Raw genomic sequence first — 26,392 nt, 5'->3', positions numbered from 1 at the left:
CAAAGCCGTTGTTTACTTTAGCATTTGAGCGGTCGAAGATTTTCGTACCAATATCTCTCTCCGCTTTCTGTAGTAGTCGGCCCAGTTCTTTCTCCTCCACGTTTGACGAAGTCTATTTTTGGGTTCGTACAAGAGGAAATTTTGACAAATTCTAGAATCGAAATATCATAACTTGAGTTGTTGGTTCTCTGCCGCTTTCCACTGACAACGTTCGGTGAATATGAGGCGGTCAAACTCATTTGCGGGAAAAACAAGCCCTATTCGTGGGCTAGATCGATCAAATAAGTGGATCGTTGGTTTGGACTTTAAAACGACGCAAGAAGTTCCTGATAACGATCTCCAGGATCATCTAAAGGCAGTCGAAGCATCGTCTAGTTTTTTTGGGTGATTAAACGGCGCTTCGAAAGTCTGATCTACCCAAAAGAATAGGAAGCTATTCGGAATAGCCCAAGGAGCGTTGTGTCCTGCACGGTATATAGACCGTTAAAAGGGCGCAATTTCTTAACTTTGATTCTTTTCCCGAAGGGGAGACAAACATGATTAAACGTCACCAAGTTGCCACGCCTTTGGCTGCTTTCTTTTGTACCTTTGCGATCTCCGCAACGGCTCAGGATTTCGATCCGACATCGCTATCGACCTACGGCAGCAAGCCCAACATCATTCTGATCGTATCAGATGATACCGGGTATTGGGATCTTGGCGCATATCATGGTGGCGCAGCGCGTGGCATGGACACCCCCAACCTTGATCAAATGGCCAAGCAGGGGATGATGTTCACGGACTTCTACGCTCAATCCTCTTGCACGCCGGGGCGTGCAGCAATGCAGACTGGGCGTTACCCGAACCGCTCGGGCATGACGACGGTCGCTTTTCAGGGGCAAGGTGGTGGGTTGCCGGCGGCAGAATGGACGATTGCGTCTGTTTTGAAGCAGGCTGAATACAACACTTACTTCATGGGTAAGTGGCATCTCGGTGAAGCAGAATACGCCATGCCAATTGCCCATGGCTACGACAAGATGGAGAACACATTCCTGTATCACCTGAACGCGTACACATATGCTCTGGACGACTGGAATGTGCAGATGTCCGATGATCAGCGGGCATTTTACAAAGAGAACACCACTGGTGTCTTCGAAGGTGTAGCTGGAGAACCCGCCAAAGAAGTGCTGACCATTGAAGACATGACAACCGCTGATCTGGCTGCGCTGGACAAGATCGGTGCAGAAAAGGCGGTGGCGGAACTGGAGCGTCTTGCTGGCCTGGACCAGCCGTTCTTCATGTCTATCAACTGGGCTGCGAACCACCAGCCCAACCTGCCGTCGCCTGATTTTGTGGGCAAGTCGGCAGTAAAGAACAAGTATGGCGACAAGGTGGTCGAGCTTGACTTTCACACTGGTCAAATCCTCGACAAGGTGGAAGATCTCGGAATTGGGGAAAACACCCTGATCATTTACACTGTCGATAATGGCGCGTGGCAGGACGTGCATCCTGATGCCGGCATGACACCGTTTCGCGGCACTAAGGGAACCGACCGGGAAGGAGCGTACCGCGTACCGTTCTTCGCCAAATGGACAGGAAAAATTGCGCCGGATTCGAAGTCGAGCGACATTACCGGTGGTACTGACTTGATGGCCACTTTTGCCAGCCTTGCTGGAGTGCCACTGCCAACCGAAGACCGGGAAGGTCAGCCCACAATCTTTGACAGCATCGACATGGCGCCGGTTCTGTTCGGAGAGGCTGATCCGCAGCGATACTCTTGGGCGTATTTCACCGAAAACGAGCTCACACCAGGTGCCATACGTGTTAACGAATGGAAGGCTGTCTTCAACATGCGTGGCGACAACGGCGCGCGGGCCGGCTCCGAATCCCCGGCGGCCGAACTAGGATGGCGTGGTGCAGAGAAATACATCGCAACTGTGCCGCAGGTGTTCAACCTGTGGGAGGATCCGATGGAGCGCTATGACATCTTCATGACCACCGGGCGTGAGAACACCTGGACGTTGCCGACACTGGCCGGTGAGCTTGATCGACTGGTAAAAACCTACATCGAATTCCCGCCGCGCCCTGTACAGAGCGAATCCTACGCAGGTCCGATCACGCTCACTGGTTACCAGCGTTTCCAGAACATCCGGGACCAACTGGAAAAAGACGGGTTCTCGCTGAGCCTTCCAACCGGGAATTGATGCAAATGGTTGGGGCGTCGCCATGCGACGCCTCGACACTTCGATGACGCAGTCGAGTGGGTCAGGGAGTAGCAAGGTGCAGACCAATCTGAAGGCTTCAGGTACAAATGTAACTTCGACCCGGAATTTCCTTGCCAGGTTCTTCTTTAGCCTTTTCGTCTTTCTGGGAGTATCTACTGCAACAGGTAATCCTGTGGTTGCACAGGAGAACGACGCGGCCTCAGCAGCAGCTCAGGCGAATAATCCGCTGGCAAATTTCAAAGCGGTCAACGTTCAGAACTATTATATTGGCGATATTTCCGGAACGGACCAAACTGGCAATCAGTTTTGGCTCAGGTATGCGCAACCTATGAGCTTGGGGAACACAAATTGGGTTCTGCGGGCCTCTTTGCCTTTAAATTCATTCCCGGCACAAAGTGGTAAAACGACGGGCGTTGGTGACCTCAACGTTTTTGCCGCTTACCTTATAGATATTGGAAATCCGGCTGTTAGCTTTGGTGTTGGTCCTCAATTAACCGCGCCAACAGGTTCGACCGATGGGTCTGGATCTAAAAAATGGTCAGCCGGTATCGCGAACGTATTGTTCAACGCGTCGTCACCGATATTCCAATACGGTTACCTTCTGACTTGGCAAGCCAGTTTTGCCGGAGACAGTGATGCAAAGGATGTAAATATCGGAGCTTTTCAACCTTTTCTGTTCTACCAACTCGGTGGAGGGACATACCTAAGGTCAGCGCCAATAATGACCTACGATTTTGAATCGGACAGCTATAATGTGCCAATCGGCTTGGGTATAGGGCAAGTGTTCAAAAAGAAGGACATCACCTACAACGTCTTTGTCGAACCGCAGTACTCAGTTGCGAGCAAAGGGCCAGGGCAGGCAAAATGGCAGATCTTTGCTGGCTTCAATACTCAATTTTGAAGGTAATGCCTTTTTCCAACTACCTCCATGTCGGCCGCTCTCGCGTTGTGAGGTCTTTCGCTGCACCAAAATCCAATGCCTGTCAGTTGGTGTCAATTTTTCATCGTCTCAATCGGAGCAAAAAAGAAAAAGAGGCTGAACTCTCAGCCTCTTTCAAGATTTACCTATAGGGCCTTGGCCCGACGGGCCGCCTCTTTTATCGTCTTCTCAATGCAAAACCGGAAACAACCCAGCCTCCGGTCAGCGGCTGTTAGGCTTCGAGGATGTCATCATCCTCGGCGGCACTCGGCGGCATGTCAAAGTCCAGCCCATGAGCCGCACGAATCTTGTCTTCGATGTCCAACGCTATGCGGCTGTTGTCACGCAGGTATTGTTTAGCGTTCTCACGACCCTGCCCGATCCTCTCGTCACCGTAACTGAACCACGATCCAGACTTTTCGACCACACCGGCTTTGACACCCAGATCCAGAAGTTCGCCCATCTTGCTGATGCCTTCACCATACATGATGTCGAATTCCACCTGCTTGAAGGGTGGCGCAACCTTGTTCTTCACAACCTTGACGCGGGTCTGGTTGCCGACGACTTCATCCCGGTCCTTGATCGCGCCGATGCGGCGGATGTCTAGACGGACCGAACTGTAGAATTTCAGTGCATTACCGCCAGTCGTTGTCTCGGGGCTACCAAACATAACGCCGATTTTCATCCTGATCTGGTTGATGAAAATGACCATGCAGTTTGAGCGGCTGATCGAACCCGTCAGCTTCCGCATCGCCTGACTCATCAGACGGGCCTGTACGCCAACACTGCTGTCCCCCATGTCGCCTTCCAGTTCGGATTTCGGTGTCAGCGCCGCAACCGAATCGACCACGACCATGTTGACCGCACCAGAACGCACAAGCGTATCGGTGATTTCCAGCGCTTGCTCACCGGTATCGGGCTGCGAGATCAGAAGTTCGTCCAGATCAACGCCCAGCTTGCGGGCATATTGCGGATCCAGCGCGTGTTCGGCATCAACAAAGGCACAGACGCCGCCGCGTTTTTGTTGTTCCGCGATACAATGCAGCGTCAGAGTCGTCTTGCCCGAGCTCTCCGGGCCGTAAATCTCGACAATCCGCCCCATCGGCAGGCCGCCGATTCCCAACGCAATATCCAACCCGAGCGAGCCGGTCGAGCTCGCTTCGATATCCTGCGTGGCACCTTCGCCCAGCTTCATGATCGAGCCTTTGCCGAACTGCCGTTCGATCTGGGCCAGCGCACTGTCGAGCGCCTTTTGCTTGTCTGCGTTTTTCTTGTCGCTCATTGTCAGAAGATCCGCCATTATCCTGTCGCCTTCCCTTTTGTCACACCCTTGATCGGGCGGCAATCGCTGCTTTGTTCGCCTCTTGTTCCTTATGGGACCAAAAAGAGAACATTTCAATAAAAACTTACAGGATTTAGTCTTCTGCAATTGTGTTAAGGAGTCGTTTACGACAATCTGCGCGCATAGCCGTGTGACAGTTGGAGCAATTAAATGCTTGTTTTCTTTGAGGAACGCCTTGCCTTCCTTGCTGTTCCTAAAACCGGCAGCACGGCGTATCACAAGGCGTTGCGGGATCGCGCTGACCTTGTCGTCACGCACCCGCCAGAGCTAAAGCACGCTCCGGTGCGCAGATATGATCGGTTTTTCCAGAATATTTTTCTGAAGATGTACGATACCGAGATGGAAATCATGGCTGTAGTTCGCGAACCCGTAGACTGGCTGGGTAGCTGGTATCGATTTCGCAGTCGCGCAGACCTGACCGGCCACGCCCAATCAACCGGAGACATGAATTTTGACGCGTTCTTGCAGGCCTATATGACAAATCCGCGCCCAGATTTTGCCGATGTTGGCAGCCAAAGCCAGTTTTTCCGTACCCGCAGCAATGGTCGAGGCGCCACTCATATCTTCAAATATGAGCATCAGGGCAAAATTCTCGACTTCTTGCAAGCGCGTCTGAATGTACAAATCGACCTGCCACATGAGAATGTGTCACCATCGGGTGACCTGACACTGACGCCCGAGACTCTGCAGAGATTTCGAAGAAGGCACGCAGAGGAATTCGCGCTCCACGACGCAGCCTTGTAAGAAGATCAATTCAGCTGCTGAAAAACCGCTTCGGTCAACTGGTTGAGTGAAAACGGCTTGGGCAGGAAGGTCGAATTGGCGATTTCGGGTCCTGAATCCCCAAACGCGCCTTCGGTATAACCCGATACGAAGACCACACGGGCATCCGGGCGTGTTTCCCGAGCTTTCCGCACCCAGGTCGGCCCATCCATGCCGGGCATGACCACATCCGTTACAAATACATCAACGTTCAAAGTCGAATCCTCCAGAAGGCGCAATGCTTCCTCGGCCGAATCCGCCTCCAGCACGGTATAGCCTTTAAGCCGCAAGGCCCGGGTCGCGAAGGCGCGGACCGGAGCTTCGTCTTCAACCAGAAGTACCACGCCTTCTCCTTGGCGCGCACTTTGTGCTTCGGGTTGAGCCGGAGAGTCCTGCTCAGCTTCTGCCACCGTGGCACAAACCGGCAGGAATACCGTGAATTCGGTGCCTCGATCCACAGCGCTGTCTACAAAGATGAAACCGCCTGTCTGCTTGACGATGCCGTAGGCCGTCGAAAGCCCGAGTCCCGTGCCCTCACCCGTGCGCTTTGTCGTGTAGAAGGGTTCGAAAACCTTTTGCAGTTTGTCGCAAGGTATCCCTACACCGCTGTCCACGACCCTGACCGTAACGTACTCCCCAGGCTTTACGGTTGCCCTGTCGCGACTGAGCGGTTGCGTCAGGTTCAACACCTCGGTCTCGATACGTATTTCGCCCCCGTCCGGCATGGCGTCGCGCGCGTTGACGACCAGGTTCATCAGCACCTGTTCCAACTGCCGTTTGTCCGCCCGAACCGGCTTTAATACTGGATCATGGCTGAGAGTCAGTTGAACTTTCTCGCCAACCAACCGGTTCAACAAGTGAATTAGGTCCGAGATCGTGTCCCGCAAATCCAGAACTTCGGGCCTGAGGGTCTGTTTGCGCGAGAATGCGAGAAGCTGGCTGACCAACGCAGCGGCCCGGTTGGCGTTCTGATTGATCTGCACCAGATCCCCGTAGTCCGGGTCATTCTGATCGTGGCGCAACAATAGCAGATCGCAGTGCCCGGAAATGGCTGTCAGCAGGTTGTTGAAATCATGTGCAACCCCGCCAGCCAGCTGGCCCACAGCTTGCATTTTCTGCCCTTGAACGAATTGAGCTTCCAGAGTTTTCAACTCGGTCGCATCATTCAGAACCGCAATCAGAGAAATCTTGCCATCAACAACAACACGGCTCAACGTGACCTGCACAAAGATCTCTTTGTCTTTTCTGGTCAACTGAAGAAACTCAGAACGTTGGGCTTTTTCTTCCGAGGCTGTGCGCGCAAGCCAGTCCAGAATGGGGCGCCCCAGGCCCCGCATGATATAAGTGATATTGGTGCCTTCGAGGTTTTCGTTTCCCAGCAGCTTATTCGCCAACCTGTTGGCATTCAGAATGGCCCCCTCGGGAGAAAGAGTAAGAACCGGAACCGGAAGGTCTGCAAAAGACGAACTGGCCCCGGGTGCCGGAGTCTGGATGAGCGGCACCAAACCAAGGCTTCGCTCTTTGCTGGTACGGGAAAGTTCAGTCACAGCAACCTGAATCATCCCGTCCAGTGACTTGATTATGTTCGAAGTTCCGATCTGTGGGTCAGCATCACAGAAGATGTCGCGAACACCACCGGGACGGGACCCAAGCAACCTTTTTGCCGCCGGATTTGGACACACCACATCATTCGCGCATCCTATTGTCAGAACCGGCAAATTGATCGACTGCCAGCTTCCATGGTCTGACTGGTGAAACCGCCAGCAAAAAATGTCGGGGGCCAATTGAAGCACAGTTACACTGTTCGTGTTTCCCCTGATCCAGTAGTCTTCCTTAGCCCGCCCGAGTGATCGGGCCTGAGATTGCAACCTCAACAAAACCACCTGAGGGTTTGGGAAAGTTGATCCGAGGCAGCATGCAAGGCTGGCTCCTTTTGCCGCCCCAAACTGGTTTCGTGCTGGTGTGTTGGACGCCAGAATGTCGCCATAGGCATTGGCGATCAGGAAAGGTGATTCTTCCTGTTCCACAAAGGCGGCCATTACGGCAGTGGCTTGTTGCGCTTGCCTGGCAGCAACCTGACCCTTGATCACGACGCACAACGTTACGAACAGAACGGACATTCCCGCGACCATCATGCCCATGGTCCAATCCGGTGGCAGCAGCCCGACCACAGGTGCGAAACTGATCAATAATGCCAACCCCACCAACGACCAAAGACGAGAGGCAGAGGGCGTTTGGACAAGGGAAGGGTCACTGAAAAATTCTGCTGTGTCAGACATAAACGGCTCGGGCGCAAAGTTATCGGCTATAACGGCCAAAATTGGTTAATACCCGCTTAACGGTGTTCGAAGTGCGGCCGTCCACCCTAGGTTGTTATTTCCCGAAAACTTAGCGCGTCAAGTGCGACGTGAAGAACCCATCAGATTCGTGTGTTACGTGCCACGCCTTCCGGTAGGTTTCTCTCCACCCGGAATGGCGTTCCAGAAAATCGGCTATGATCGAACCGTTTTCGTCCATCAGAACCGAACAAGTTGCGTAAGCCAACAGGCCGCCCGGTCGCACCAAAGGCGCTATGTCAGATAAAACACGAGCCTGAATGATCGTGAGTTCCCGCAGCCGTTCCTCGGTCAACGCCCATTTCCCGGCTGGTGCCCGTCGCCAGGATCCACTGCCAGAGCACGGAGCATCCACCAAAACCACATCAAACGGATCAAGACCCGAAAGTGCAGCGGTGTTCAGGGTGGTTATCTTTGCTCCTGCTCGCTCTGCCCGGGTCGGGATGTCTTTCATTCGGCCAGGATTCACATCATGCGCGAACACCTCAACGCCCTCGTATGCTGCCAGAGCCAGCGCCTTGCCACCGCCACCCGCGCAATAATCTAGAACACGCATTCCCGGCCGCAGATCCAGCGAGGCCACAACAGCCTGGCTTGCGGCGTCCTGAAGCTCGATCAGGCCCCGGGCATAAGCCTGGCTTTGGGCAATGCGCCGGGCCCCTTCTGTCACTTTAAGGGCAGTGCGGCAAATCTGAACCGGATGGGCGACAATACCCTCGGACTTCAAGGCTTCGATGGCATCGTTCGGATCGGTTTTATGGAAGTTGACCCGTAAATGAACGGGTGCCCGGTTCTGCAAAGACATTGCACAAGGAACCAAAGCGTCGTTCAGAGAGGCAGCAAACCGAGGCCAAAGCCACTCCGGAATGTCATATTTCTCGGCTTCGGACGCGAAATCCCGCGCCGTTTCCGTTTCCTGAACCGGCATCGGAGCGTGACGATTGCCGGTGAACAACTCGGCCAGATCACCGCCTGACGCACGCGTCGCACCGATCATCAAACCGCGTCCGGTATCGGACCCTCCCAACGCCGCGTACGAGCGCTGGCGTCGCAACGCGTCGAATACGTGATCGCGAATGGCCGCTCGATCCTTGGATCCGGCAAAGCGACTGCACCGCGCCCAGCCTGTCAGAGCTTTTTCCACCGGGGCGCCAGACAGGATGTCATCTAGAATTTCAATCGAGGCCTGAACTCGGGCAGCGGGCGTCATCGCGAAATACCTCGGCAGAAACAGGCCTCGATGGGCCGATCCAATTGACAGCACGACACCCGGTCGTGGGTGCCGTGTATCTTGTTCAATGACTTACATTACCCGGTAGTTCGGGCTCTCACGTGTAATCTGTACATCATGCACGTGGCTTTCTTTTAGACCCGCGCCCGTGATCTTCACGAAGTTGCAGTTCTTGCGCATCTCTTCAACAGTTGCGCAGCCCGTGTAACCCATCGCAGCACGCAAGCCGCCAACAAGCTGGTGGATCACGGCACTGGCAGAGCCTTTGTAGGGCACCTGCCCTTCGATGCCTTCGGGCACCAGTTTGTCATTGGCCGCGTCCTTCTGGAAATAGCGATCCGCGGATCCGCGCGCCATTGCGCCCAGACTGCCCATCCCGCGATAGGATTTGAACGAACGACCCTGATACAGGATCACCTCACCCGGGCTTTCGTCGGTGCCTGCAATCATCGACCCGACCATGGCACAGGATGCACCGGCTGCAATCGCCTTTGCAAAGTCACCCGAGAACTTGATGCCACCATCAGCAATGACCGGAACATCGCCCGCTGCTGCCGCACAATCGCCAATCGCCGTCAGCTGAGGAACACCAACGCCTGCCACCATCCGAGTGGTACAGATCGAGCCCGGACCAATACCCACCTTGATCGCGTCGGCGCCCGCATCGATCAACGCTTTGGTTGCCTCGCCGGTCGCCACGTTTCCGGCAATGATCTGAACCTCGTTCGACAGGGTTTTAACCCGCCTCACAGCGTCCAGCACGCCCTGAGAATGACCATGAGCGGTATCAACGACGATGATGTCGACACCCGAATCCACCAATTGCTCGGACCGTTCGAAACCGGCATCGCCGACCGACGTCGCGGCAGCAACCCGCAAGCGACCCAGACGGTCCTTGCACGCGGTTGGGTTCAAAACGGCCTGCTCTGTATCTTTCAGCGTCAGAAGACCAGTCAGCTTACCGCCACCATCCACAACCAGCAGCTTTTCGATCCGACGAGCCCGCATCAGGCTTTTGGCTTCTTCCAGATCGGCAGGTTCCTGCAGCATCGCCAGATTTTCCGAAGTCATCATCGCGTGCACCGGCGTATCGTCCGAATTTGCAAAGCGCATGTCGCGGTTGGTCAGAATACCCACCACGCGGCCCTGCTCGTCCACGACCGGAAAACCGGTGAAGTTATAGCGCTGCACCAGCGCGTTGGCGTCGGCCAATGTCTGGTCCACCCGCAACGTCACGGGATTATAGACAATACCGGATTCAAACCGTTTGACCCGGCGGACTTCGCGCGCCTGTTCATCCACCGAAAGGTTCTTGTGAACGACACCGATACCCCCCGCCTGTGCCATGGCAATGGCCATGCGCGCCTCGGTCACGGTGTCCATGGCCGAACTCAGCAATGGGATGTTCATGGTGATCTCGCGCGTCACACGCGTAGTGGTATCTGCCGTTGCCGGAAGCACAGAAGATGCGCCCGGAACCAGGAGAACGTCGTCAAAGGTGAGTGCCTCACGAATCTGCATTTGAATACCCCATGCAAAAGCCCGTTTGGCGGTGACCCTATTACATGGATTGAACCAAAGGGAAAGCCCTTGGGGGCAACTCTGTGGCTCTGGTTGCCGAAGCAGTCGAAGAAAACGACGCTCGTTGTGCAGATCGTGCCGCTGATAGCCCTTTCCCTTTGCGCTCAAACCCATATCTTGCCCGGAACACGCGCGAATATGAAAAGGTATGTCACTGATGACCACCGACCCTCTTGTCGTCTTCACCCCGTCCGGAAAACGTGGGCACTTCCCCGTCGGCACCCCTATTCTGACGGCAGCCCGTCAATTGGGGGTGGATCTGGATTCGGTCTGTGGGGGCCGCGGCATCTGTTCAAAGTGCCAGATCACACCCAGCTATGGCGAATTTCCCAAGCACGGCGTCACGGTGTCCGAGGGCGCGCTGAGCGCATGGAACGCGGTTGAACAGCGTTATGACGACAAGCGCGGTTTGAAACCGGGCCGCCGTCTGGGCTGCCAGGCCTCTGTTCAGGGCGACGTGGTGATCGACGTACCGCCGGAAAGCCAGGTACATCGTCAGGTCGTTCGCAAGGCGGCCGCCGCACGCGCCATCACGATGGACCCGGCCACACGCCTTTATTTCGTTGTGGTGGAAGAGCCCGACATGCACTCGCCCACCGGCGATCTGGAACGGCTGGAGCGGGCGTTGCGCGAGCAGTGGGACATCGAAGCCGTCACGGCGGACCTGTCGTTGATGTCCAAACTTCAACCGGTTCTGCGCAAGGGTAAATGGGAAGTCACCGTGGCGGTTCACAAAGGTCACAAGGACAGCGTGGCGCGTATCGTCGAAATCTGGCCCGGCCTGCATGAAGGCGGGCTGTATGGTCTGGCCATCGACCTTGGCTCGACCACAATCGCCGCACATCTGACCGATCTGGAAACCGGCGAGGTCAAGGCTTCCTCTGGCCTCATGAATCCACAGATCCGCTTTGGTGAAGACCTGATGAGCCGCGTTTCGTATTCCATGATGAACCCCGGCGGCGATCGGGAAATGACCAAGGCAGTGCGCGAGGCGATCAACGACCTGGCCACATCGATTGCCGAAGAGGCAGGCATTGACACCTCTCTGATCGTGGAAACGGTGTTCGTCTGCAACCCGGTCATGCATCACTTGCTGCTGGGGCTGGACCCGGTGGAACTGGGTCAGGCGCCGTTTGCGCTGGCAACGTCGGAAAGCATGTCGCTGCCCGCGCGCGAGATGGATCTGACAACCATGAATCCACGCGCGCAGGTCTACATCCTGCCCTGTATCGCGGGCCATGTGGGCGCAGATTGCGCGGCCGTTGCCCTGTCCGAAGAACCCGGCAAGTCCGAAGATCTGGTTCTGATCGTCGACGTGGGCACCAACGCCGAAATCCTGCTGGGCAATACCAGCCGCGTACTCGCCTGTTCTTCGCCCACCGGGCCTGCCTTCGAAGGCGCTCAGATCAGTTCTGGCCAGCGCGCTGCGCCCGGCGCAATCGAGAGAATCGAGATCGACCCTGTCACCAAGGAACCCCGGTTCCGCGTCATCGGGTCCGAGAAGTGGTCTGACGAAGATGGCTTTGATCAGGAGATCGCCACAACCGGGATCACGGGCATCTGCGGATCCGGAATCATCGAGGCAGTGGCCGAGATGCGTATCGCTGGCCTGCTGGACGAAAGTGGTCTGATCGGATCGGCGGAACAGACCGGTACGGCCCGCTGCGTGCCTGAAGGTCGCACACACGCCTATCTGATCCACGACGCCAGCGCCGAAGGTGGCCCCCGCATCACCGTCACGCAGGGTGACATCCGCGCCATCCAACTTGCGAAATCCGCTTTGTACGCAGGTGCACGCCTGCTGATGGACGAAATGAATGTCGAAAAGGTGGATCGCGTGGTTCTGGCCGGTGCGTTCGGCGCGCATATCTCGACCAAACACGCCATGGTGCTGGGAATGATACCAGATGCGCCGCTGGAGAAAGTCTCGAGCGCGGGCAACGCCGCAGGTACCGGCGCGCGTATCGCGCTGTGCAATATCGGATCGCGCGCCGAGATCGAACGCGTCGTGCGCGAGATCACCAAGATCGAAACCGCCATCGAGCCGAAGTTTCAGGATCATTTCGTGGCCGCCAATGCGATCCCGCACAAGACCGACCCGTTCCCGGAACTGGCCCAGGTTGTCACACTGCCCAATCCAAGCTTCAACACCGGCGGCGAGACCGAAGCAGGTGGCGGACGTCGTCGCAGGCGCCGCAGTTAAACCGACAGTTCAGTGACCCGTGGGAAACCTCGGGTCATTGTCCTCACCCATATCAGGCGTTGCGTCGGACCTCGTCCAGCGACGTGACGCCTAGTTGGGCCATGGCGATGCTCATTTCTTCGCTGAGTACCGACCATAGCTGTTCAAGGCCCGCTTCGCCTTCGGCCGCTATTGCAAATTGAAGGATGCGACCGAAAAAGGCAAAGTCCGCCCCGCTAGAAAGTGCCTTGAGCACGTCTTCACCCGAGCGCAACCCACTGTCGTAGAAAAGCGGGTAATCCGGACCCACGGCCTTGCGGATCTCGGGCAGAACCGTGATCGGCGCGGGAGCACTTTCCAACTGGCGTGCACCATGGCTTGAGACCTGAATGGCGTCCACGCCTGCTGACTTGAGCCTTTGCGCGTCGCCTGCATCCAATACGCCTTTGACCACCAGCTTCCCGGCCCACTGATCGCGCAGGCGGGCCAATGTCTCCCACGTGGCCTTGGCGCGGCTTTCGGTCCGGTCGAAATCGTAGCCATCCATCAGGAAATTCGCCATTTCCGGCTTGCCTTTCAGCAGGACCAGCAAGGACCACCGAGGGTGCAAGGCAAAATCCATCACCTGCTTGGGACCCATTTTGAAGGGCATCTTGAACCCATGGCGCAGTTCGCGCGGGCGTCGGCCAACCTCGGGCACATCCACGGTCAGAACCAGTGTCTCGTACCCCGCTGCCTTGGCGCGATCGACAAGCTTGAACGTGCCGCTGCCATCGCCGCTGAAGTACAGCTGAAACCAGGCATGGCCTTCAGCTTCGACGATCAGATCCTCCATCGCGGTCGAGGCGACAGTCGAAACCCCGAGCGGCACTTCATGGCGTGCGGCGATGCGGGCCAGCATCAAGTCGGCACCCGGCGCGGACAAATTGCACATGCCCATCGGAGCGATACCGAACGGGCGTCTCGCGGGCCGGTCGAACAAGGAACTTGCAAGAGATCTTTTGCTAACGTCTCGCAAGATACGCGGGTGCAAGGTCATTGCATCCAAAGCGGACCGATTGCGACCGGCACCCACCTCGACCCCGGCCGCACCATCAATATAGTCGAACACCATCCACGGAAGACGCCGCCGCGCCAAGCGGCGGGCGTCCTCGGCGCTGTGGATGGCGCTTGCGCCCATCAGGCCTGAACGGCCTTCATGAATCGGTCGCGGATGACGACCGGATCCATCGTGATCGGCGGCATCTTGGCATTGCCGCTTTCGCACTTGCTGACGATGATGGTCATCTGTTTGGCATCCAGCGCCTCTTGCAGCACACGTCCGGTGTCTTCGGCGGCGCATTCGATCACGCGCTCACACCCGGCGGCCTCGGCCATCTTGGCCAGCGAGGTCTTCTGCCCCGCATAGGTCGGTTGATCCCCGGTGGAGCCGTAAGAGCCATTGTCAACAATCAGCAGGATATAGTTGTCAGCCACGTTGTTTGCGATGGTAGGCAGGGTGCCCAAATTGGTCAGAATCGAGCCATCCCCGTCGATCACGATCACCGGTTTCGGCTGCGACAGCGCCAGCCCCAGACCGATCGAGGACGCCAGCCCCATGGTGCCAAGCATGTAGAAGTTGGTTGGCTGGTCGTCGATGGCATGCAGTTCCTGGCTGGGGATGCCGATATTGCAGACCACCAGTTGAGACCGCAGGACCGGAGCGATTTCCTTCAGAATTTCAGAACGGATCATTGGTCGCCATAGCCTCCCCAGAAATTGGCGTCGGTCAGGATGGCGACCGGCTTGTTGCACATGAATGTGTATTTCAGGATCGCGTCGAGCTCCTCGACATCCGCCTGATGGTGGAAGTGGTAGGTCGGGATGTTCAACTGAGCCAACAGCGCCTTGGTGTGAACGGCCATCTCGACCTGGCAGGCAATGGGTTCGCGCAGCTCGCCCCGGTACGAGATCAGCATCGGCAGCGGCATCCGGTAATACTGGATCAGCGTCGCCAGCGTGTTGATCGTGACCCCGATCGCGGTGTTCTGCATGATGATCGCGGGTCGCTTGCCGCCCATCCACGCCCCGGCGCACAGGCCCATCCCTTCGTCTTCCTTGTTGGACGGGATGTGATAGATGCCATCACGCTCATCGATTTCCGCGATGACACCTGCCAATTGCTTGCACGGGACAGTGGTGACAAACGAGATATCGTTCGCCACCAGATCGTCGGTGATCTTTTTGTCTATGTTCATGATCCAGCTTTTGGTCCTGTTTGGGGCGCTAGACGCGCGATTGAGGAATTCAGGCCCTTCGGTGCACGTGCACGGCACAGGGGGCGTGACGGACGACGCGCGAGGCGGTCGATCCCAAGAAGTAGTCGCTCAGGTCCGGCTTGTGCGAGCCGATTACGATACAGTCGACATTGTTGCTTCTGGCGTAGTCGATGATAGAGCGCGCGGTATGGCCTTTGACAATCTCGGACGTCACCCCATCAAGCCCTTCGACTTTTTGCAGCAATTGCAAACGGGCCCGTTCGAAGCCTTCAGCGACAACGGATTTGTCCAGATAGGCGCTGACCGATCCCTGAGGCATCTCGTAGACGTGCAGCGCAATTATTTCCGCGCCCTTACCTGACATGGCCCGCGCGATTTCCAGCGTGTGTTGCGATATGCCGTGATCCAAAGCTAACGGGACCAGTATTTTCGTGTACATGAAGGTCTCCAGTTCTGTCAGTTCTATACCCAGGGCCTCAGGATAATCTTGGGTGCGGCCACAGCGCCAGATCGGATATCGCAAAACGCTTGCGCGCCGTCGGCCAGAGCGCGTTCTTCAATCCAATCCAGAGCCCCCAGCCGCCCGTCAAAGATAGCCTGAGCCGTCTGGCGAAAGTCTTTGGCGGTGTATGTGTAAGTCCCGATGAATGTGATTTCCTGTAAGGTCATCCGACGAATGTCCAGACCACCGGTATCTTCACCCAAACCAACATGCGCGATCACGCCCCCCGGCACGGCCAGGGCCGAGGCAACTGACCGCGTCACGGCATATCCCACAGCGTCTATGACCAACGGGTAAGTCCCTTTGGCTGAACCCTCCAGCGCAAAACTTTCGATTTTCGCCAAGTAGTTCCGACGCAGCTCATTTGGTTCCGCGATGGTAACATAGTCGACGCCCATTGCTCGCAAGGCCAAGGCCGCCGCAAGGCCGATGGCCCCACCGCCGATCACCAATGCGCGACGGTCCATCCCTGGATGCAGAGCCTCGATCCCTAGACGGGCAGTATGCCAGCTTACCGCCAAAGGTTCAGCCAGCGCAGCTTTGGCAAACGAAATACCTTGCGGTACTTCGACAAGATTGCTGGCAGGCATGGTGACATATTGAGCAAACGCCCCTTCACGCGGCGGCATCGAGATGATCTGGCGATCCGGGCACAGGTTTTCACGACCAGCAAGGCAGGCCGCGCATTGACCGCAGCTGACCAGCGGGTTGATTGTCACACGATCACCGGCGCGTTTCCCGTCAACAATCACACCAGCTGCCTCGTGCCCAAGGATCAGGGGCGCCGGACGACGCGCATCATGGCCTAGATAGGCGTGCATGTCCGACCCGCAGATGCCGACCGCCTCGACCCGGATAAGGTGTTCCGAAGCCCCCGGTTGGGCATCCGGCACATCACCGAACACCATCTGTTCCACACCTTGATAAACCAGCGCCTTCATTTGGCCGTGAACCCTCCATCAACCATAAGAACCTGCCCAGTGACATAGTCGGACGCTTTTGAGCACAAAAACAGAATCGGCCCATTGATGTCCTGCATCTGTCCATTGCGCCCAATGCAGGTTTGTGCGGCGTTCCGCTCTGCGCGTTCGGGGTCGTCGAATACGGCCTGCGTCAGTTCGGTGGGAAAGAAACCCGGACCAATCGCATTGGCGGTAATGCCGAAGGGCGACCATGCCTCGGCCATCGCCCGGGTCAGTTGCCCGATCCCGGCCTTGGTGGCCCCATATGCAATTCCGCCCGGAAACGCGCGCGTTGTTTGCAGCGAGGCAAAATTGACGATACGCCCCCACCCCTTCTTTTTCATCTCGGGCACCATGGCCTGACTGAGGAAAAACGGCGCGCTGAGGTTCAGGGAAAGCGTGGTATCCCATCCTTCAGGAGTAACATCGTCGGCAGCCTCGCGTGTGTTGACCCCAGCCGCATGTACAATGATGTCCGGTGCTCCAAACTTTGAGTTGATCGTCTGCACCAGCTCGCCCATTCCGTCACGATCCGAAACATCGGCGATCACCGCTTCTGCGCTGTCGCCGATCTCGGCCTGCATCTGCGCCAGGGCGTCGCCGCGCCGGGCCACGCCGACAACATTCGCGCCGGCTGCGGCAAGCGTCCGCGCCACCTGCCGCCCCAGCCCCGAACTGGCGCCGGTAATACAAGCCACCCGGCCCGTCAGGTCAAACAATGCGCGCGGGTCATCCATCGGCGGTCAGGTCGAACGTTTCATCCGGGAAATACTTGGCCAGACGCACATCCGCCGCACGGGCATGACCTTCCATACCTTCCAGTCGGGAAATCCGTGCGGTGGCTTCGGCGATGGATTTCGATCCTTCACGCGTGGCCCGCTGCCAGGTGACGATCTTCATGTATTTGTGAACGCTCAAACCACCGGTATAGCTGGCCGCACCTGACGTTGGTAGAACATGGTTCGTCCCGGTTGCCTTGTCTCCGTATGAAACTGTTGTCTCTTCGCCCAAAAACAGCGAGCCATAACACGTCAAGCGATCCAGCCACCAATCCAGATCCTCGGCCTGAACCGTCAGGTGCTCTGGTGCATATTCATCGGAACAGGCGGCCATCTCTTCACGGTCGGAACAGACAATGACTTCGGCATAGTCGCGCCACGCGGCCGAGGCATTTTCCCGGTTCAGCTCTGGCAGATCGTTGATCAAAACCGGAACCAACTCCATCACTTTCTGTGCAAGGTCGCGATCGTCAGTCACCAGCCAGACGGGCGAGTTGTACCCGTGTTCGGCCTGACTGACCAAATCGGTTGCCACCACATGGGCGTCCGCGGAACTGTCGGCCAGGATCAGGCTGTCGGTCGGGCCCGCGATCATGTCGATACCAACCTTGCCGTAGAGAATGCGTTTGGCCTCGGCCACGAACTGGTTGCCCGGCCCCACGAGGATATTGGCGCGCGGCAGTCCGAAAAGGCCATAGGTCATGGCGGCCACGCCCTGTACACCGCCCATGGCCAGAATGCTGTCGGCTCCGCAAATATGCGCGGCATAGACAATAGCAGGCGCAACACCCTCGCCCGGTCGCGGAGGAGAACAGGCGGTGATATGACGGCACCCAGCGACCTTGGCCGTTGTCACTGTCATAATAGCGCTGGCGATATGGCTGTATCGCCCACCGGGAACGTAGCATCCTGCCGCATCCACCGGGATCGCCTTTTGCCCCGCAACGAAACCGGGAACGATCTCCATCTGTACGTCCGACACGGTTGCCTTCTGCGTTTCCGCAAAGCGCCGAACGTTGTCATGGGCAAACCGGATATCGGCCTTCAGCTTTTCGGGCACCAGCGCGATGGCTGCATCAATCTCGTCCTGCGTCATCAGGACATTTCCTTCGAACTTGTCGAACTTGACGGCATATTCCAGCGCCTTGGCATCGCCACCGGCCTCGATATCGGCAAGGATGGTCTTGACCGTATCATGCACCTCCGAGGCATGTGATTGAGCGGTTAAAGTCGCCTTTTTCAAATATTCACGAGGCATGTTCAGCAGGTCCTATTGGTAGATTTCAGGAAGCAAGGTAGTCGACACAGCAGGCACGTAGGCGATCAGGATCACCACGATGAGCATGGTCAATACGAAAGGAACGGCCCGCGCGGCAATCTTCAGAATGGACTCACCGGTAATGCCAGATACGACGAAAAGGTTCAGACCCAATGGCGGCGTGATAAAGCCCACTCCCAGCGCGGTGATCATCATGATGCAGAACTGGATTTCATTCATGCCGATATTGTCGGCCAGCGGTTTCAGGATCGGTGCCAGGATCACGATGTTCGGCGTTGTCTCCATCACACAGCCCGCTGCGATCAGGATACCGATCATCAACAGGATCAGAAGATACGGATCGTCAGTCATTGATGTCACAGATGCCACGAACCCTTGAGGAACACCCATAATCGCCAGAGCCTCGGCCAGTGGGGCCGAAAAGGCGATGATGGGCAGGATTACCCCGTTCACCTTGGCCGAACTGACCAGCATCGAAGGAAAGTCTGCCAGTGACAGAGTGCGCAGGATGAAGCCCATGACTATGGTGACAACAACGGCCGTTGCGCCCGCCTCGGTCGGCGTCAGGCGACCCGAAAAAATGCCGTAGAAGATGATCCCCGGCACGATGAATGCGTACCAGCCCGACTTTAGCGCCTTGCCCAGATTGGACAGCCATTCACCCATCGTCATCACGCCGCCGCCCTCGTAGGCATAAAGGCGGTTCATGATGATGTTGGTGATCAAGATAGACACCAAGATGGCCAGACCCGGGATCAATGCCGCCAGAAAGAGGGTCGAGGCAGATATACCCAGCACAAGCCCGATGATGATATAGGCGATCGATGGTGGGATCAGGATGCCGGTACAGGCCCCCGCCGCGACCAGAGCACAGGCGTAGGGGCGCGGATACCCGCTTTCCACCAATCGATTGATTGTCATCCGACCAACCGCCGCCGCCCCGGCAGCATCCGACCCTGAAATCGCGGCAAACATACCACAGACCAGAACCGTTGCCGAACCGAACCCGCCTTTGGCGAAGCACGTCAGCGCCTCGGCAACATCAAGGAATTTGCGCGACAGACCGGTCCGCACCAAAACGTCCCCGGTCAGGATGAACAATGGCACAGCCGTAAGGGCAAATGCGTCGATACCTGTGAACAGGCTTTCTCCGACCAGGCTGAGCGGCAGGTCCCCGGACATGACCAGCATCACGATCGCGGCTGTTCCAATGGCGGCCCAAACCGGCACGGCCAAGGCGATCAGACCAACGAACAGGATGACTGGCAGGTAAAAATCCCAGCCCAGTTCAACGGTTTGGTTGAGGGAGTTCCAAAGCATCCGTGTTCTCCTCAGTCAAACAGCTTGTCGCCTTCGAAGACGGGGGTGCCGTCACGAAGAGATTTCAGGTCACGCAGGAAGGATTGGATCAGCCGCCATATCATCAGGGCAAACCCAGTGGGCACGGCCATAAGGAACCAGACTTTCGATACCCGAAGCCCATCCGTGACCGAACCGAATTTGGCCGAAACATGAACCGCCTCATACGACCAGTACAGCGCGATGATGGCCACGCCGAACATCACGAGATCGCCGAATATATAGAGCAGCGCTTTGGGGCGCGGCCCGATGTAGTGCATGATTACATCGATCCGGATATGGGCCCGTTCTTTCACCGCAGCCGCGGCACCAATCCAGGCGAGGTAGATGAAGGAATACCGAACGATTTCCTCGCCCCAGATCGACGAATAGGCAAAAATCTCGCGCCGCAACACCTCGATGGCCATGGTGATAACCAGCATCACGTAGAACACCAGCAGCAACCAGCGCTCTGCGTTCCGGTCTATGTTTTGAAGAATGGTCATCTGATCCTCCGGCGAAAGGACAGCCACGCCCGCGCCTGTCGTGGCGGGTTGTTGTCGGGCTGACTGCAAGAAAAGGTCGTGGACGCCCGTCAGGCGTCCACCGGTTTGGCTTTAGGCGTCGTGGACGTAGTATTTGCCCTGAGTGCCGGCCGCTTCGACAAGTTTCTCGAAGTTGTCCATCGATCCGGCCAGTTCCGTCTTGAACGGATCCCAGTCGGCGTTCTGATACCCGCCTGCATCCTGCCATTCCGCCAGTTGATCGTCACTCAGCGAGTGGAACTGCACCCCTGCCTTGTTCAGCTCGGCCATCGCATAAGCCCGAGCCGACGGAACCTTGGACAGGTTCTGATGGCTGGTCATTTCCGACCCCCACATGATGCCTTCCTGTACATCGGCGGGCATCGAGTTGAACCATTCCAGGTTACAGGAATAAACTTGGCTATCCGGGACCGCCTGAGTGAAGGTGACATGGCTGAGGATATCCTTGAAACCAAAGACATAGAGCGCGCCAACCGATGGATCGAGCGCGTCCGCAACGCCCTGCTTGATGGCCGACGGGGTCTCGCCCCAGGCTACGGGCGTCGGGTTGGCACCGACCATGCGATAGTACTGTTGCAGCATCTTCGATCCCGGCACGCGGAACTTGATCCCGCTCATATCACCGGGAGTGAGCACTGCATTGCCGCCCTGACGAACCGCAACGACGCGCGGGTCGATGTTTACATAGAACAGAGCCTTGAATCCTGCGGCCTCGACCTTGGGGTGAACCTCTTTTTTCCACGTGTCAGAATGAACAAGGTTGGTAAAACGCTGGTTCGAGCCGCACAGGTACGGCATGTTGATCAGGTCGACTGTCGACGCGAATGGCGCAAAGTTTGACAGCGAATGCTGCGCTGCTTGAATGGTGCCGCCCTGCACCTTCTGGACCAGTGCGCCACCCGCACCAAGCTGACCGCCGGGGGCCAGTTTGACATAGACCTTTCCGTTTGTGGCGTTCTGAATGTTCTCCTTCAGATCCAGCTGCATGATCGGATAGCTGCGCGACGCGCCAAGCACATAGGCCGTGGCCACCGTCATCACGTGGTCTGCGGCCTTCTCTCGCTCGCTCTCTTCCTTCGCGGTCTGCGCGGCAGCCTCAGAAGACCACAAAACGCCCCCTGCCCCGGCGACTAATGCGGCCGTGAATGCGCCACTGGCGCTCAGTTTTAGAAAATTGCGGCGCTCGGCCGATGCAAGTTCGGTCTTGTCGGTTTTCATCAATTGCCCTCCCAAGCAAAAGTTCAGCTGCCGTCTTTTGCGTTCCGGTCAGCTTCCTTTTTCAGAATTGCGACAACGAACAAGATCGAGGCCGCGAACAGAACCAACATCTCTCCAACGTCACCAAGAAACGCACTGTTCGCAAAAGCACCCAAAGCGACATTTGCGAAATAGATCGCAAAAACAATGACTGATGCAGCGAGATACATTTCCGGGACCCCCTTCAGAATCGGCTCAATTGTCTTTGTAAGCGCTTACATCAAAAATGCAAGCGCTTACATAAACGCTTTCATCCTTGGAGAAATGCGACTAACTTAGGCGAACCGAAATTGAGAGTTCGAGAATGTCAAAACATCGGTCCGCACCGACGCTGGATGACGTTGCCAAGGCAGCAGGCGTTTCAACTGCCACCGTGTCGCGGTGCCTGAACACCCCGCAACAGGTTGTCGAGGCAACGCGAAAACGTGTTTTATCTGCCGTAGATTCCCTGGGCTACACGCCGAACTTTGCAGCGCGTGTGATGGCCGCTCGGCGTTCTTTCACTATTGGCGCTATCATCCCGACAATGGAAAACGCAATCTTTGCAAGGGGTTTGCAGGCGTTTCAAGAGGAAATCCACAAACAGGGCTACACCTTGCTGGTCTCCAGCTCAGCCTACCAGCCGGCCGCAGAAGAAGATCAGATCCGAACACTGGTTGCCCGGGGTGCTGACGGGCTTCTGCTGATCGGGCACGACCGTGACCAGCAAATCTACGACTATCTCGAACGGCAGAAAGTGCCGGCCCTGGTTGCGTGGTCCTTCCTGCCGGACAAACCCATACCTTCGATTGGATTTGACAACAGACGGGCAATGGAGGCTTTGGCGAGCAGGATCATCGAATTGGGCCACACGCGTCTGGCGACGATTTCCGGCATCAGCAAGGGAAATGATCGTGCGCGCTTGCGGATCCAAGGTATAAAAGACGCGATGTCCCAACATGGCCTGTCGCAAGACGATCTGGTCGTGACCGAAACCTCCTACGAGATTGAAAATGGTGCCGAGGCATTCAAGCACCTCATGTCGAGCGACCGCCCGCCATCCGCGGTTTTGTGCGGCAACGACGTTCTGGCAGTCGGCGCGGTACGGCAAGCTCAGCAGATGGGACTTCGGGTGCCCGAAGATGTCTCCATCACCGGATTTGATGATATCGAGCTTGCGCGCATCGTCGCCCCTGCACTGACAACTGTTCATGTCCCTCATCGTGAAATGGGACGCAAGGCTGCTTTGGCGTTGATACAGATGATCGAATCCAACTCACCCGGCACATCCGTCGAACTGCCAACCCACATCGTAGGCAGAGAGTCTCTGCTTGGCCTCAACAGGTAACGCCGGCTTTGTCATTCCGTTGAACAGGACCATCGAAATACGCGCTATCATAAAGATACTGAGATCCGCGAAGGCGGCGATGAAGCCGCAAAGCGTCTGTTTTTTGACTAATTAACAACGTCTTACAGATTTTTGCTGGAGCGGGTAGCGGGAATCGAACCCGCGCGTTCAGCTTGGGAAGCTGACAGGCTACCATTACATCATACCCGCCGCGCCAACTGAGATAACATCAGAGCATCCGAACGATCAAGTCAGATCGTCGTTCACCTTCATCAAGGGTTTTACTCGGTTCGCGCCCGCAGGCTGTCGATCAGGGACTGGTCGACATCCAAGGCGGCGCCCGCCGCCTCCAAAGTTCGGCGATCGAGATGCTGGGGGTTCAGATCAACCCCTTGTGAAAACGCTTCAACAATGGCCTTCATGGCTGCGATCCGCGCATATTTCTTGTTGTTGGATGGGATCACGTGCCAAGGGGCTATTTCTGTCGACGTCCGTGCCAGCATTTCGTCAACGGCCACTTCCGCGACATCCCATTTTTCACGGTTTCTGAAATCTTCGTAAGTCAGCTTCCAACGTTTCATCGGGTTTGTCAGACGCTCGGTAAAACGGCGCATCTGCTCTTCTTGTGAAATGTGGAAGAACAGTTTTACAATCCTGGTCCCGTCATCAACCAGCATTCGTTCGAAATCATTGATTTCCTGATACGCGGCCCGCCAGCGCGTTTCCGGGGTCAGTTTTTCAATTCGCTCCACCAGAACCCGACCATACCAGCTGCGGTCGAAAGCGGAAATCGCACCGGACGGCGGCAGGCGTTCCCAGAACCGCAGCAGATAATGCCGGTTGAGGTAGTAGTTTCGGGGCGCGCCGATGGGCCAGACCTTGAAGCTGCGCGGGTCCAAAGCCTGACTGATCCGGCGAATGGTTCCCCCTTTTCCGGCAGCGTCCCAGCCTTCGAACACCAACACGCCCTTGATCCCGTGAAACAGAAAGGCTTGCTGAATTCTGGCCAACCTTGTCTGCAATTCGATCCGCTGATCGAAATAGTTCCTTTTATTCAGCCTTTTGTTCAGATCTGCATCTGAGAGCTTTGGGGGATGATGTTTTCTCATGCTGGCACCTGATCGTTGCATCCTGGATCAGGGTATTCTGAAACCTTGTGGCAAATCGACATTGATCAGAGTCAAATGCAAAAGGCCGGGCACAGGGCCCGGCCTTTGCAGTCTGTTCCGCCCCAATCAGGCGCGGCGGCGACGGCCACCGCCGCGACGACCACCTGCGGGGCCTGCGGCACCCGCCTCGTCCGGCGCTTTGTTGAACTTGATCCACTCACCGCCATGGGGGTCATTATTGGTCAGCAGGTTGGCGGCGCGAATGGCCTCCATTTCCTTACCCGCGCGCGGCTTGGTCGAACCCAGGCCGAACAACTGACAGAAGGTTTCATCATCCATGTCCGCAGGCAGAATGACACCCTTGGCTTCAATCTCGGCCTTTTTCTCAGCGATCCTCTTGGGCCCTACAGGCAAGGCAACAGGGTTCATGATTGCCGAGGTCATACCAGCGCCCATCGCCATTGGAAGGAAAGCGTTATTGATGCCGTGGCGGTTCGGCAGGCCGAACGACACGTTGGACGCACCACAGGTGGTGTTTACGCCCAGCTCTTCGCGCAAGCGACGGACCAGCGCGAACACCTGCAGACCAGCAGTTGCCATCGCACCGATGGGCATGACCAGCGGGTCGACCACGATGTCATGCGCGGGAATGCCGAAATCAGCCGCGCGCTCGACAATCTTCTTGGCCACTTCGAAACGCACATCGGGATCTTCCGAGATACCGGTGTCATCGTTCGAGATCGCAACAACCGGGACGTTGTATTTCTTGACCAGCGGCAGAACCAGCTCCAGACGCTCTTCTTCGCCGGTGACCGAGTTCAGCAGCGGACGGCCCTCGGCCGCCGCCAGACCCGCTTCCAGCGCACCTGGAACCGACGAGTCGATGCACAGCGGTACTTCGACCAGCCCCTGAACCAGTTCGACAATCTTGCGCATCAGCGGCGGCTCGGTCTCGTTCGGATTGGGGTTCGAGTTATAGACAACGCCCGCATTGATATCCAGAACGGTTGCTCCCGCAGCTACCTGCGCCAGCGCGTCTTTCTCGACGGTCGAGAAATCGCCCGCTTCCAGCTCGGCGGCCAGTTTCTTGCGGCCAGTCGGGTTGATCCGCTCACCGATCACGCAGAACGGTTCGTCAAAGCCCAGGACGGCTGTTTTTGTTTTTGATTCTACGACTGTACGCGTCATGTCCGTTCCTTAGGAGTTTACAGGCTGTGCAGAGGCACCGCCGTTATTGATGGCCCAGTTGGCGTTGGTCTTGATGCCGCCAAGTGGGAAGAAGTGTAGGTTGGTGATGTTGAAATCCGGGTTGGCCGCTTTGTGGTTGGCCAGCTCGGCCACAACATCGGTCGGCTCGTAGGGCAACAACAGCTTGGACACGTCCATGGCACGCTTTTGCAGCACCTTCAGAGACGGGCCAACACCGCACGCGATGGCGAACTTGATCAGAGTCTGCAGCTTGGCCGGACCGGCGATACCGATATGGATCGGCAGATCAATTCCGGATTCTTTCAGGCTGTCGGCCCAGGCGATGATCGGCTTGGCGTCAAATGCGAACTGGGTGGCCAGCGCCATTTCGGCGTCCGTGGTCTCGTTGAACTTCTGTTTCCAGCGCAACGCGTCATCGACGTTTCTGGTCGAGCCGTCCGGGTCAATGTCCTTGTTACCTTCGGGGTGACCGGCCACGTGCAGGCGCTTGAATCCCGCCTTGTCGAACAGACCGGTTTCCAGCAACTGCATCGAACTGTCGAAATCGCCGTGCGGATTGGCAACACCACCGGCCAGCAACAACGCCTGTTCGACACCTGCTTCGCCCTGGTACATGGCGATCCAGTTTTCCAGGGTGGCCGCGTCTTTGATTATCCGCGCCGGAAAGTGCGGCATCACCGGATAGCCCTCGGCCGCGATCCGCTTGGCGGTCTTGACCATATCCTCGATCGGAGTGCCCTCGATATGGGCGATGTACACGCGCGTTCCCTCGGGCAGCAGCGGGCGGAAATCCTCGACCTTTTCGGCGGTGCGCGGCATCACCTCGATCGAATAGCCCTGCAAAAAGGCTTCGACGGTCGGATTTACTGGGCCGTTTTCGACCACATCACGTTTCTTGAAGTTCAGCAAAGCCATTTCGGCCTCCCATAAAGTCTGGGGCTCATGCCCAACCGTCATTGGCGATCAGCGCTTTGACGCGGTCCTGATCGTATTCCGTTTCCAGACGCACAGCTTCGGCTTCGGCAATCTCGGCAGGATCGCCTTCGACCGCGAAAGGTTCGGCTTTGCGCCATTCGGCCAGATAGGCATCACTGTCCTTGGCGTTCACCTTCATCGCGGCACGGTCGATGGCTTGTTCAAACCGTTCTTCCAACTGCCGCTTTGCGCCACGACGGCCTTTGCCGACGATGACCTGAGCGGGAATGTCGCGCCAATACACGATGGTGACGTCAGGCATTGCTGTGATTCCTCCTAACCCGATGGGCCGGTT

General features: G+C 56.9%; 24 protein-coding genes and 1 tRNA gene. 5 read left to right on the top strand and 20 right to left on the bottom strand.

Annotated elements, in window-relative coordinates; genetic code table 11:
• The first annotated feature begins 536 nt into the window (after positions 1-536).
• Together D1823_RS05165 and D1823_RS05160 are read left to right on the top strand one after the other, a co-directional pair.
• Positions 537-2,183, top strand: coding sequence for an arylsulfatase (locus D1823_RS05165; protein ID WP_117868915.1), 1,647 nt, complete (start codon positions 537-539; stop codon positions 2,181-2,183).
• A 76-nt stretch (positions 2,184-2,259) separates the two neighbouring features.
• A complete protein-coding gene (locus D1823_RS05160) occupies positions 2,260-3,105 on the top strand; it encodes a hypothetical protein (protein WP_205511927.1) in 846 nt (281 codons plus the stop codon).
• A gap of 250 nt (positions 3,106-3,355) precedes the next feature.
• On the opposite strand, the gene recA is transcribed toward D1823_RS05160, so the two are convergent.
• Positions 3,356-4,423, bottom strand: coding sequence for a recombinase RecA (gene recA, locus D1823_RS05155; RefSeq protein ID WP_117868914.1), 1,068 nt, complete (start codon positions 4,421-4,423; stop codon positions 3,356-3,358).
• Positions 4,424-4,615: 192 nt separating this feature from the next.
• Here recA and D1823_RS05150 point away from each other — a divergent pair, with 192 nt between their 5' ends.
• Entirely contained in the window at positions 4,616-5,209 is a 594-nt protein-coding gene (locus tag D1823_RS05150; protein ID WP_117868913.1) for a sulfotransferase family 2 domain-containing protein, read from the top strand.
• 5 nt (positions 5,210-5,214) lie between these two features.
• Here the strand turns inward: D1823_RS05150 and D1823_RS05145 are convergent, their stop codons facing one another.
• The 3 genes from D1823_RS05145 to guaB all read right to left on the bottom strand — a co-directional run bounded on the left by D1823_RS05145 (position 5,215) and on the right by guaB (position 10,315).
• Complete coding sequence (locus tag D1823_RS05145) at positions 5,215-7,506, bottom strand: ATP-binding protein (RefSeq protein WP_117868912.1); 2,292 nt, start codon at positions 7,504-7,506, stop codon at positions 5,215-5,217.
• Positions 7,507-7,615: 109 nt separating this feature from the next.
• Positions 7,616-8,773 carry an RsmB/NOP family class I SAM-dependent RNA methyltransferase gene (locus D1823_RS05140; protein ID WP_117872749.1) on the bottom strand — a complete coding sequence of 386 codons (1,158 nt, stop codon included), beginning with the start codon at positions 8,771-8,773 and terminating at the stop codon, positions 7,616-7,618.
• 93 nt (positions 8,774-8,866) lie between these two features.
• Positions 8,867-10,315 (bottom strand): IMP dehydrogenase, encoded by a 1,449-nt coding sequence (gene guaB / locus D1823_RS05135; protein ID WP_117868911.1) that lies wholly within the window; start codon positions 10,313-10,315, stop codon positions 8,867-8,869.
• 217 nt (positions 10,316-10,532) lie between these two features.
• Here guaB and D1823_RS05130 point away from each other — a divergent pair, with 217 nt between their 5' ends.
• A complete protein-coding gene (locus D1823_RS05130; protein ID WP_117872748.1) occupies positions 10,533-12,578 on the top strand; it encodes an ASKHA domain-containing protein in 2,046 nt (681 codons plus the stop codon).
• 52 nt (positions 12,579-12,630) lie between these two features.
• On the opposite strand, the gene D1823_RS05125 is transcribed toward D1823_RS05130, so the two are convergent.
• The 11 genes from D1823_RS05125 to D1823_RS05075 all read right to left on the bottom strand — a co-directional run bounded on the left by D1823_RS05125 (position 12,631) and on the right by D1823_RS05075 (position 21,647).
• Entirely contained in the window at positions 12,631-13,737 is a 1,107-nt protein-coding gene (locus D1823_RS05125) for an alpha-hydroxy acid oxidase (RefSeq protein WP_117868910.1), read from the bottom strand.
• On the bottom strand, positions 13,737-14,291 hold the full coding sequence (comE, locus tag D1823_RS05120) for a sulfopyruvate decarboxylase subunit beta (protein WP_117868909.1): 555 nt from the start codon (positions 14,289-14,291) through the stop codon (positions 13,737-13,739). The genes D1823_RS05125 and comE overlap by 1 nt, the downstream gene beginning before the upstream one ends.
• Positions 14,288-14,794 carry a sulfopyruvate decarboxylase subunit alpha gene (comD, locus tag D1823_RS05115; protein WP_117868908.1) on the bottom strand — a complete coding sequence of 169 codons (507 nt, stop codon included), beginning with the start codon at positions 14,792-14,794 and terminating at the stop codon, positions 14,288-14,290. Before comD ends, comE begins: the two co-directional genes overlap by 4 nt.
• Before the next feature lie 49 nt (positions 14,795-14,843).
• On the bottom strand, positions 14,844-15,254 hold the full coding sequence (locus tag D1823_RS05110; RefSeq protein ID WP_117868907.1) for a universal stress protein: 411 nt from the start codon (positions 15,252-15,254) through the stop codon (positions 14,844-14,846).
• Between the two features lie 23 nt (positions 15,255-15,277).
• Positions 15,278-16,258: a zinc-binding dehydrogenase gene (locus D1823_RS05105; RefSeq protein WP_117868906.1), complete on the bottom strand. Its 981-nt coding sequence runs from the start codon at positions 16,256-16,258 to the stop codon at positions 15,278-15,280.
• The gene (locus tag D1823_RS05100) at positions 16,255-17,016 is read right to left on the bottom strand and encodes an SDR family NAD(P)-dependent oxidoreductase (protein ID WP_117868905.1); all 762 of its coding nucleotides are present in this window, start codon (positions 17,014-17,016) and stop codon (positions 16,255-16,257) included. Before D1823_RS05100 ends, D1823_RS05105 begins: the two co-directional genes overlap by 4 nt.
• Entirely contained in the window at positions 17,009-18,316 is a 1,308-nt protein-coding gene (hisD, locus tag D1823_RS05095) for a histidinol dehydrogenase (protein ID WP_117868904.1), read from the bottom strand. Before hisD ends, D1823_RS05100 begins: the two co-directional genes overlap by 8 nt.
• Positions 18,317-18,328: 12 nt before the next feature.
• Positions 18,329-19,657, bottom strand: a complete 1,329-nt coding sequence (locus tag D1823_RS05090) for a TRAP transporter large permease (RefSeq protein WP_117868903.1) — start codon at positions 19,655-19,657, stop codon at positions 18,329-18,331.
• 11 nt (positions 19,658-19,668) lie between these two features.
• Positions 19,669-20,181, bottom strand: a complete 513-nt coding sequence (locus tag D1823_RS05085; protein ID WP_117868902.1) for a TRAP transporter small permease — start codon at positions 20,179-20,181, stop codon at positions 19,669-19,671.
• Between the two features lie 111 nt (positions 20,182-20,292).
• The gene (locus tag D1823_RS05080) at positions 20,293-21,438 is read right to left on the bottom strand and encodes a TRAP transporter substrate-binding protein (protein WP_117868901.1); all 1,146 of its coding nucleotides are present in this window, start codon (positions 21,436-21,438) and stop codon (positions 20,293-20,295) included.
• Positions 21,439-21,461: 23 nt separating this feature from the next.
• The gene (locus D1823_RS05075) at positions 21,462-21,647 is read right to left on the bottom strand and encodes a hypothetical protein (RefSeq protein ID WP_117868900.1); all 186 of its coding nucleotides are present in this window, start codon (positions 21,645-21,647) and stop codon (positions 21,462-21,464) included.
• A gap of 134 nt (positions 21,648-21,781) precedes the next feature.
• Between D1823_RS05075 and D1823_RS05070 the strand changes: the two genes are divergently transcribed.
• A complete protein-coding gene (locus D1823_RS05070) occupies positions 21,782-22,804 on the top strand; it encodes a LacI family DNA-binding transcriptional regulator (protein WP_117868899.1) in 1,023 nt (340 codons plus the stop codon).
• A 136-nt stretch (positions 22,805-22,940) separates the two neighbouring features.
• On the opposite strand, the gene D1823_RS05065 is transcribed toward D1823_RS05070, so the two are convergent.
• The 5 genes from D1823_RS05065 to D1823_RS05045 form a co-directional block, all read right to left on the bottom strand.
• Positions 22,941-23,014 (bottom strand) — tRNA-Gly (locus D1823_RS05065).
• Between the two features lie 71 nt (positions 23,015-23,085).
• Positions 23,086-23,913, bottom strand: coding sequence for a polyphosphate kinase 2 family protein (locus D1823_RS05060; protein ID WP_205511924.1), 828 nt, complete (start codon positions 23,911-23,913; stop codon positions 23,086-23,088).
• Positions 23,914-24,039: 126 nt separating this feature from the next.
• Entirely contained in the window at positions 24,040-25,101 is a 1,062-nt protein-coding gene (locus D1823_RS05055) for a methyltetrahydrofolate cobalamin methyltransferase (protein ID WP_117868897.1), read from the bottom strand.
• Between the two features lie 9 nt (positions 25,102-25,110).
• The gene (locus tag D1823_RS05050; RefSeq protein WP_117868896.1) at positions 25,111-26,037 is read right to left on the bottom strand and encodes a methylenetetrahydrofolate reductase; all 927 of its coding nucleotides are present in this window, start codon (positions 26,035-26,037) and stop codon (positions 25,111-25,113) included.
• Between the two features lie 25 nt (positions 26,038-26,062).
• Entirely contained in the window at positions 26,063-26,359 is a 297-nt protein-coding gene (locus D1823_RS05045) for a virulence factor (protein WP_117868895.1), read from the bottom strand.
• Between the last annotated feature and the right edge of the window lie 33 nt (positions 26,360-26,392).

The sequence above is a fragment of the Ruegeria sp. AD91A genome (assembly GCF_003443535.1).
In the GTDB taxonomy this organism is placed as follows: Bacteria; Pseudomonadota; Alphaproteobacteria; order Rhodobacterales; family Rhodobacteraceae; genus Ruegeria.
The sequence above is the reverse complement of the archived record's forward strand: the minus strand, read 5'-3'. Positions and strand labels throughout refer to the sequence as shown.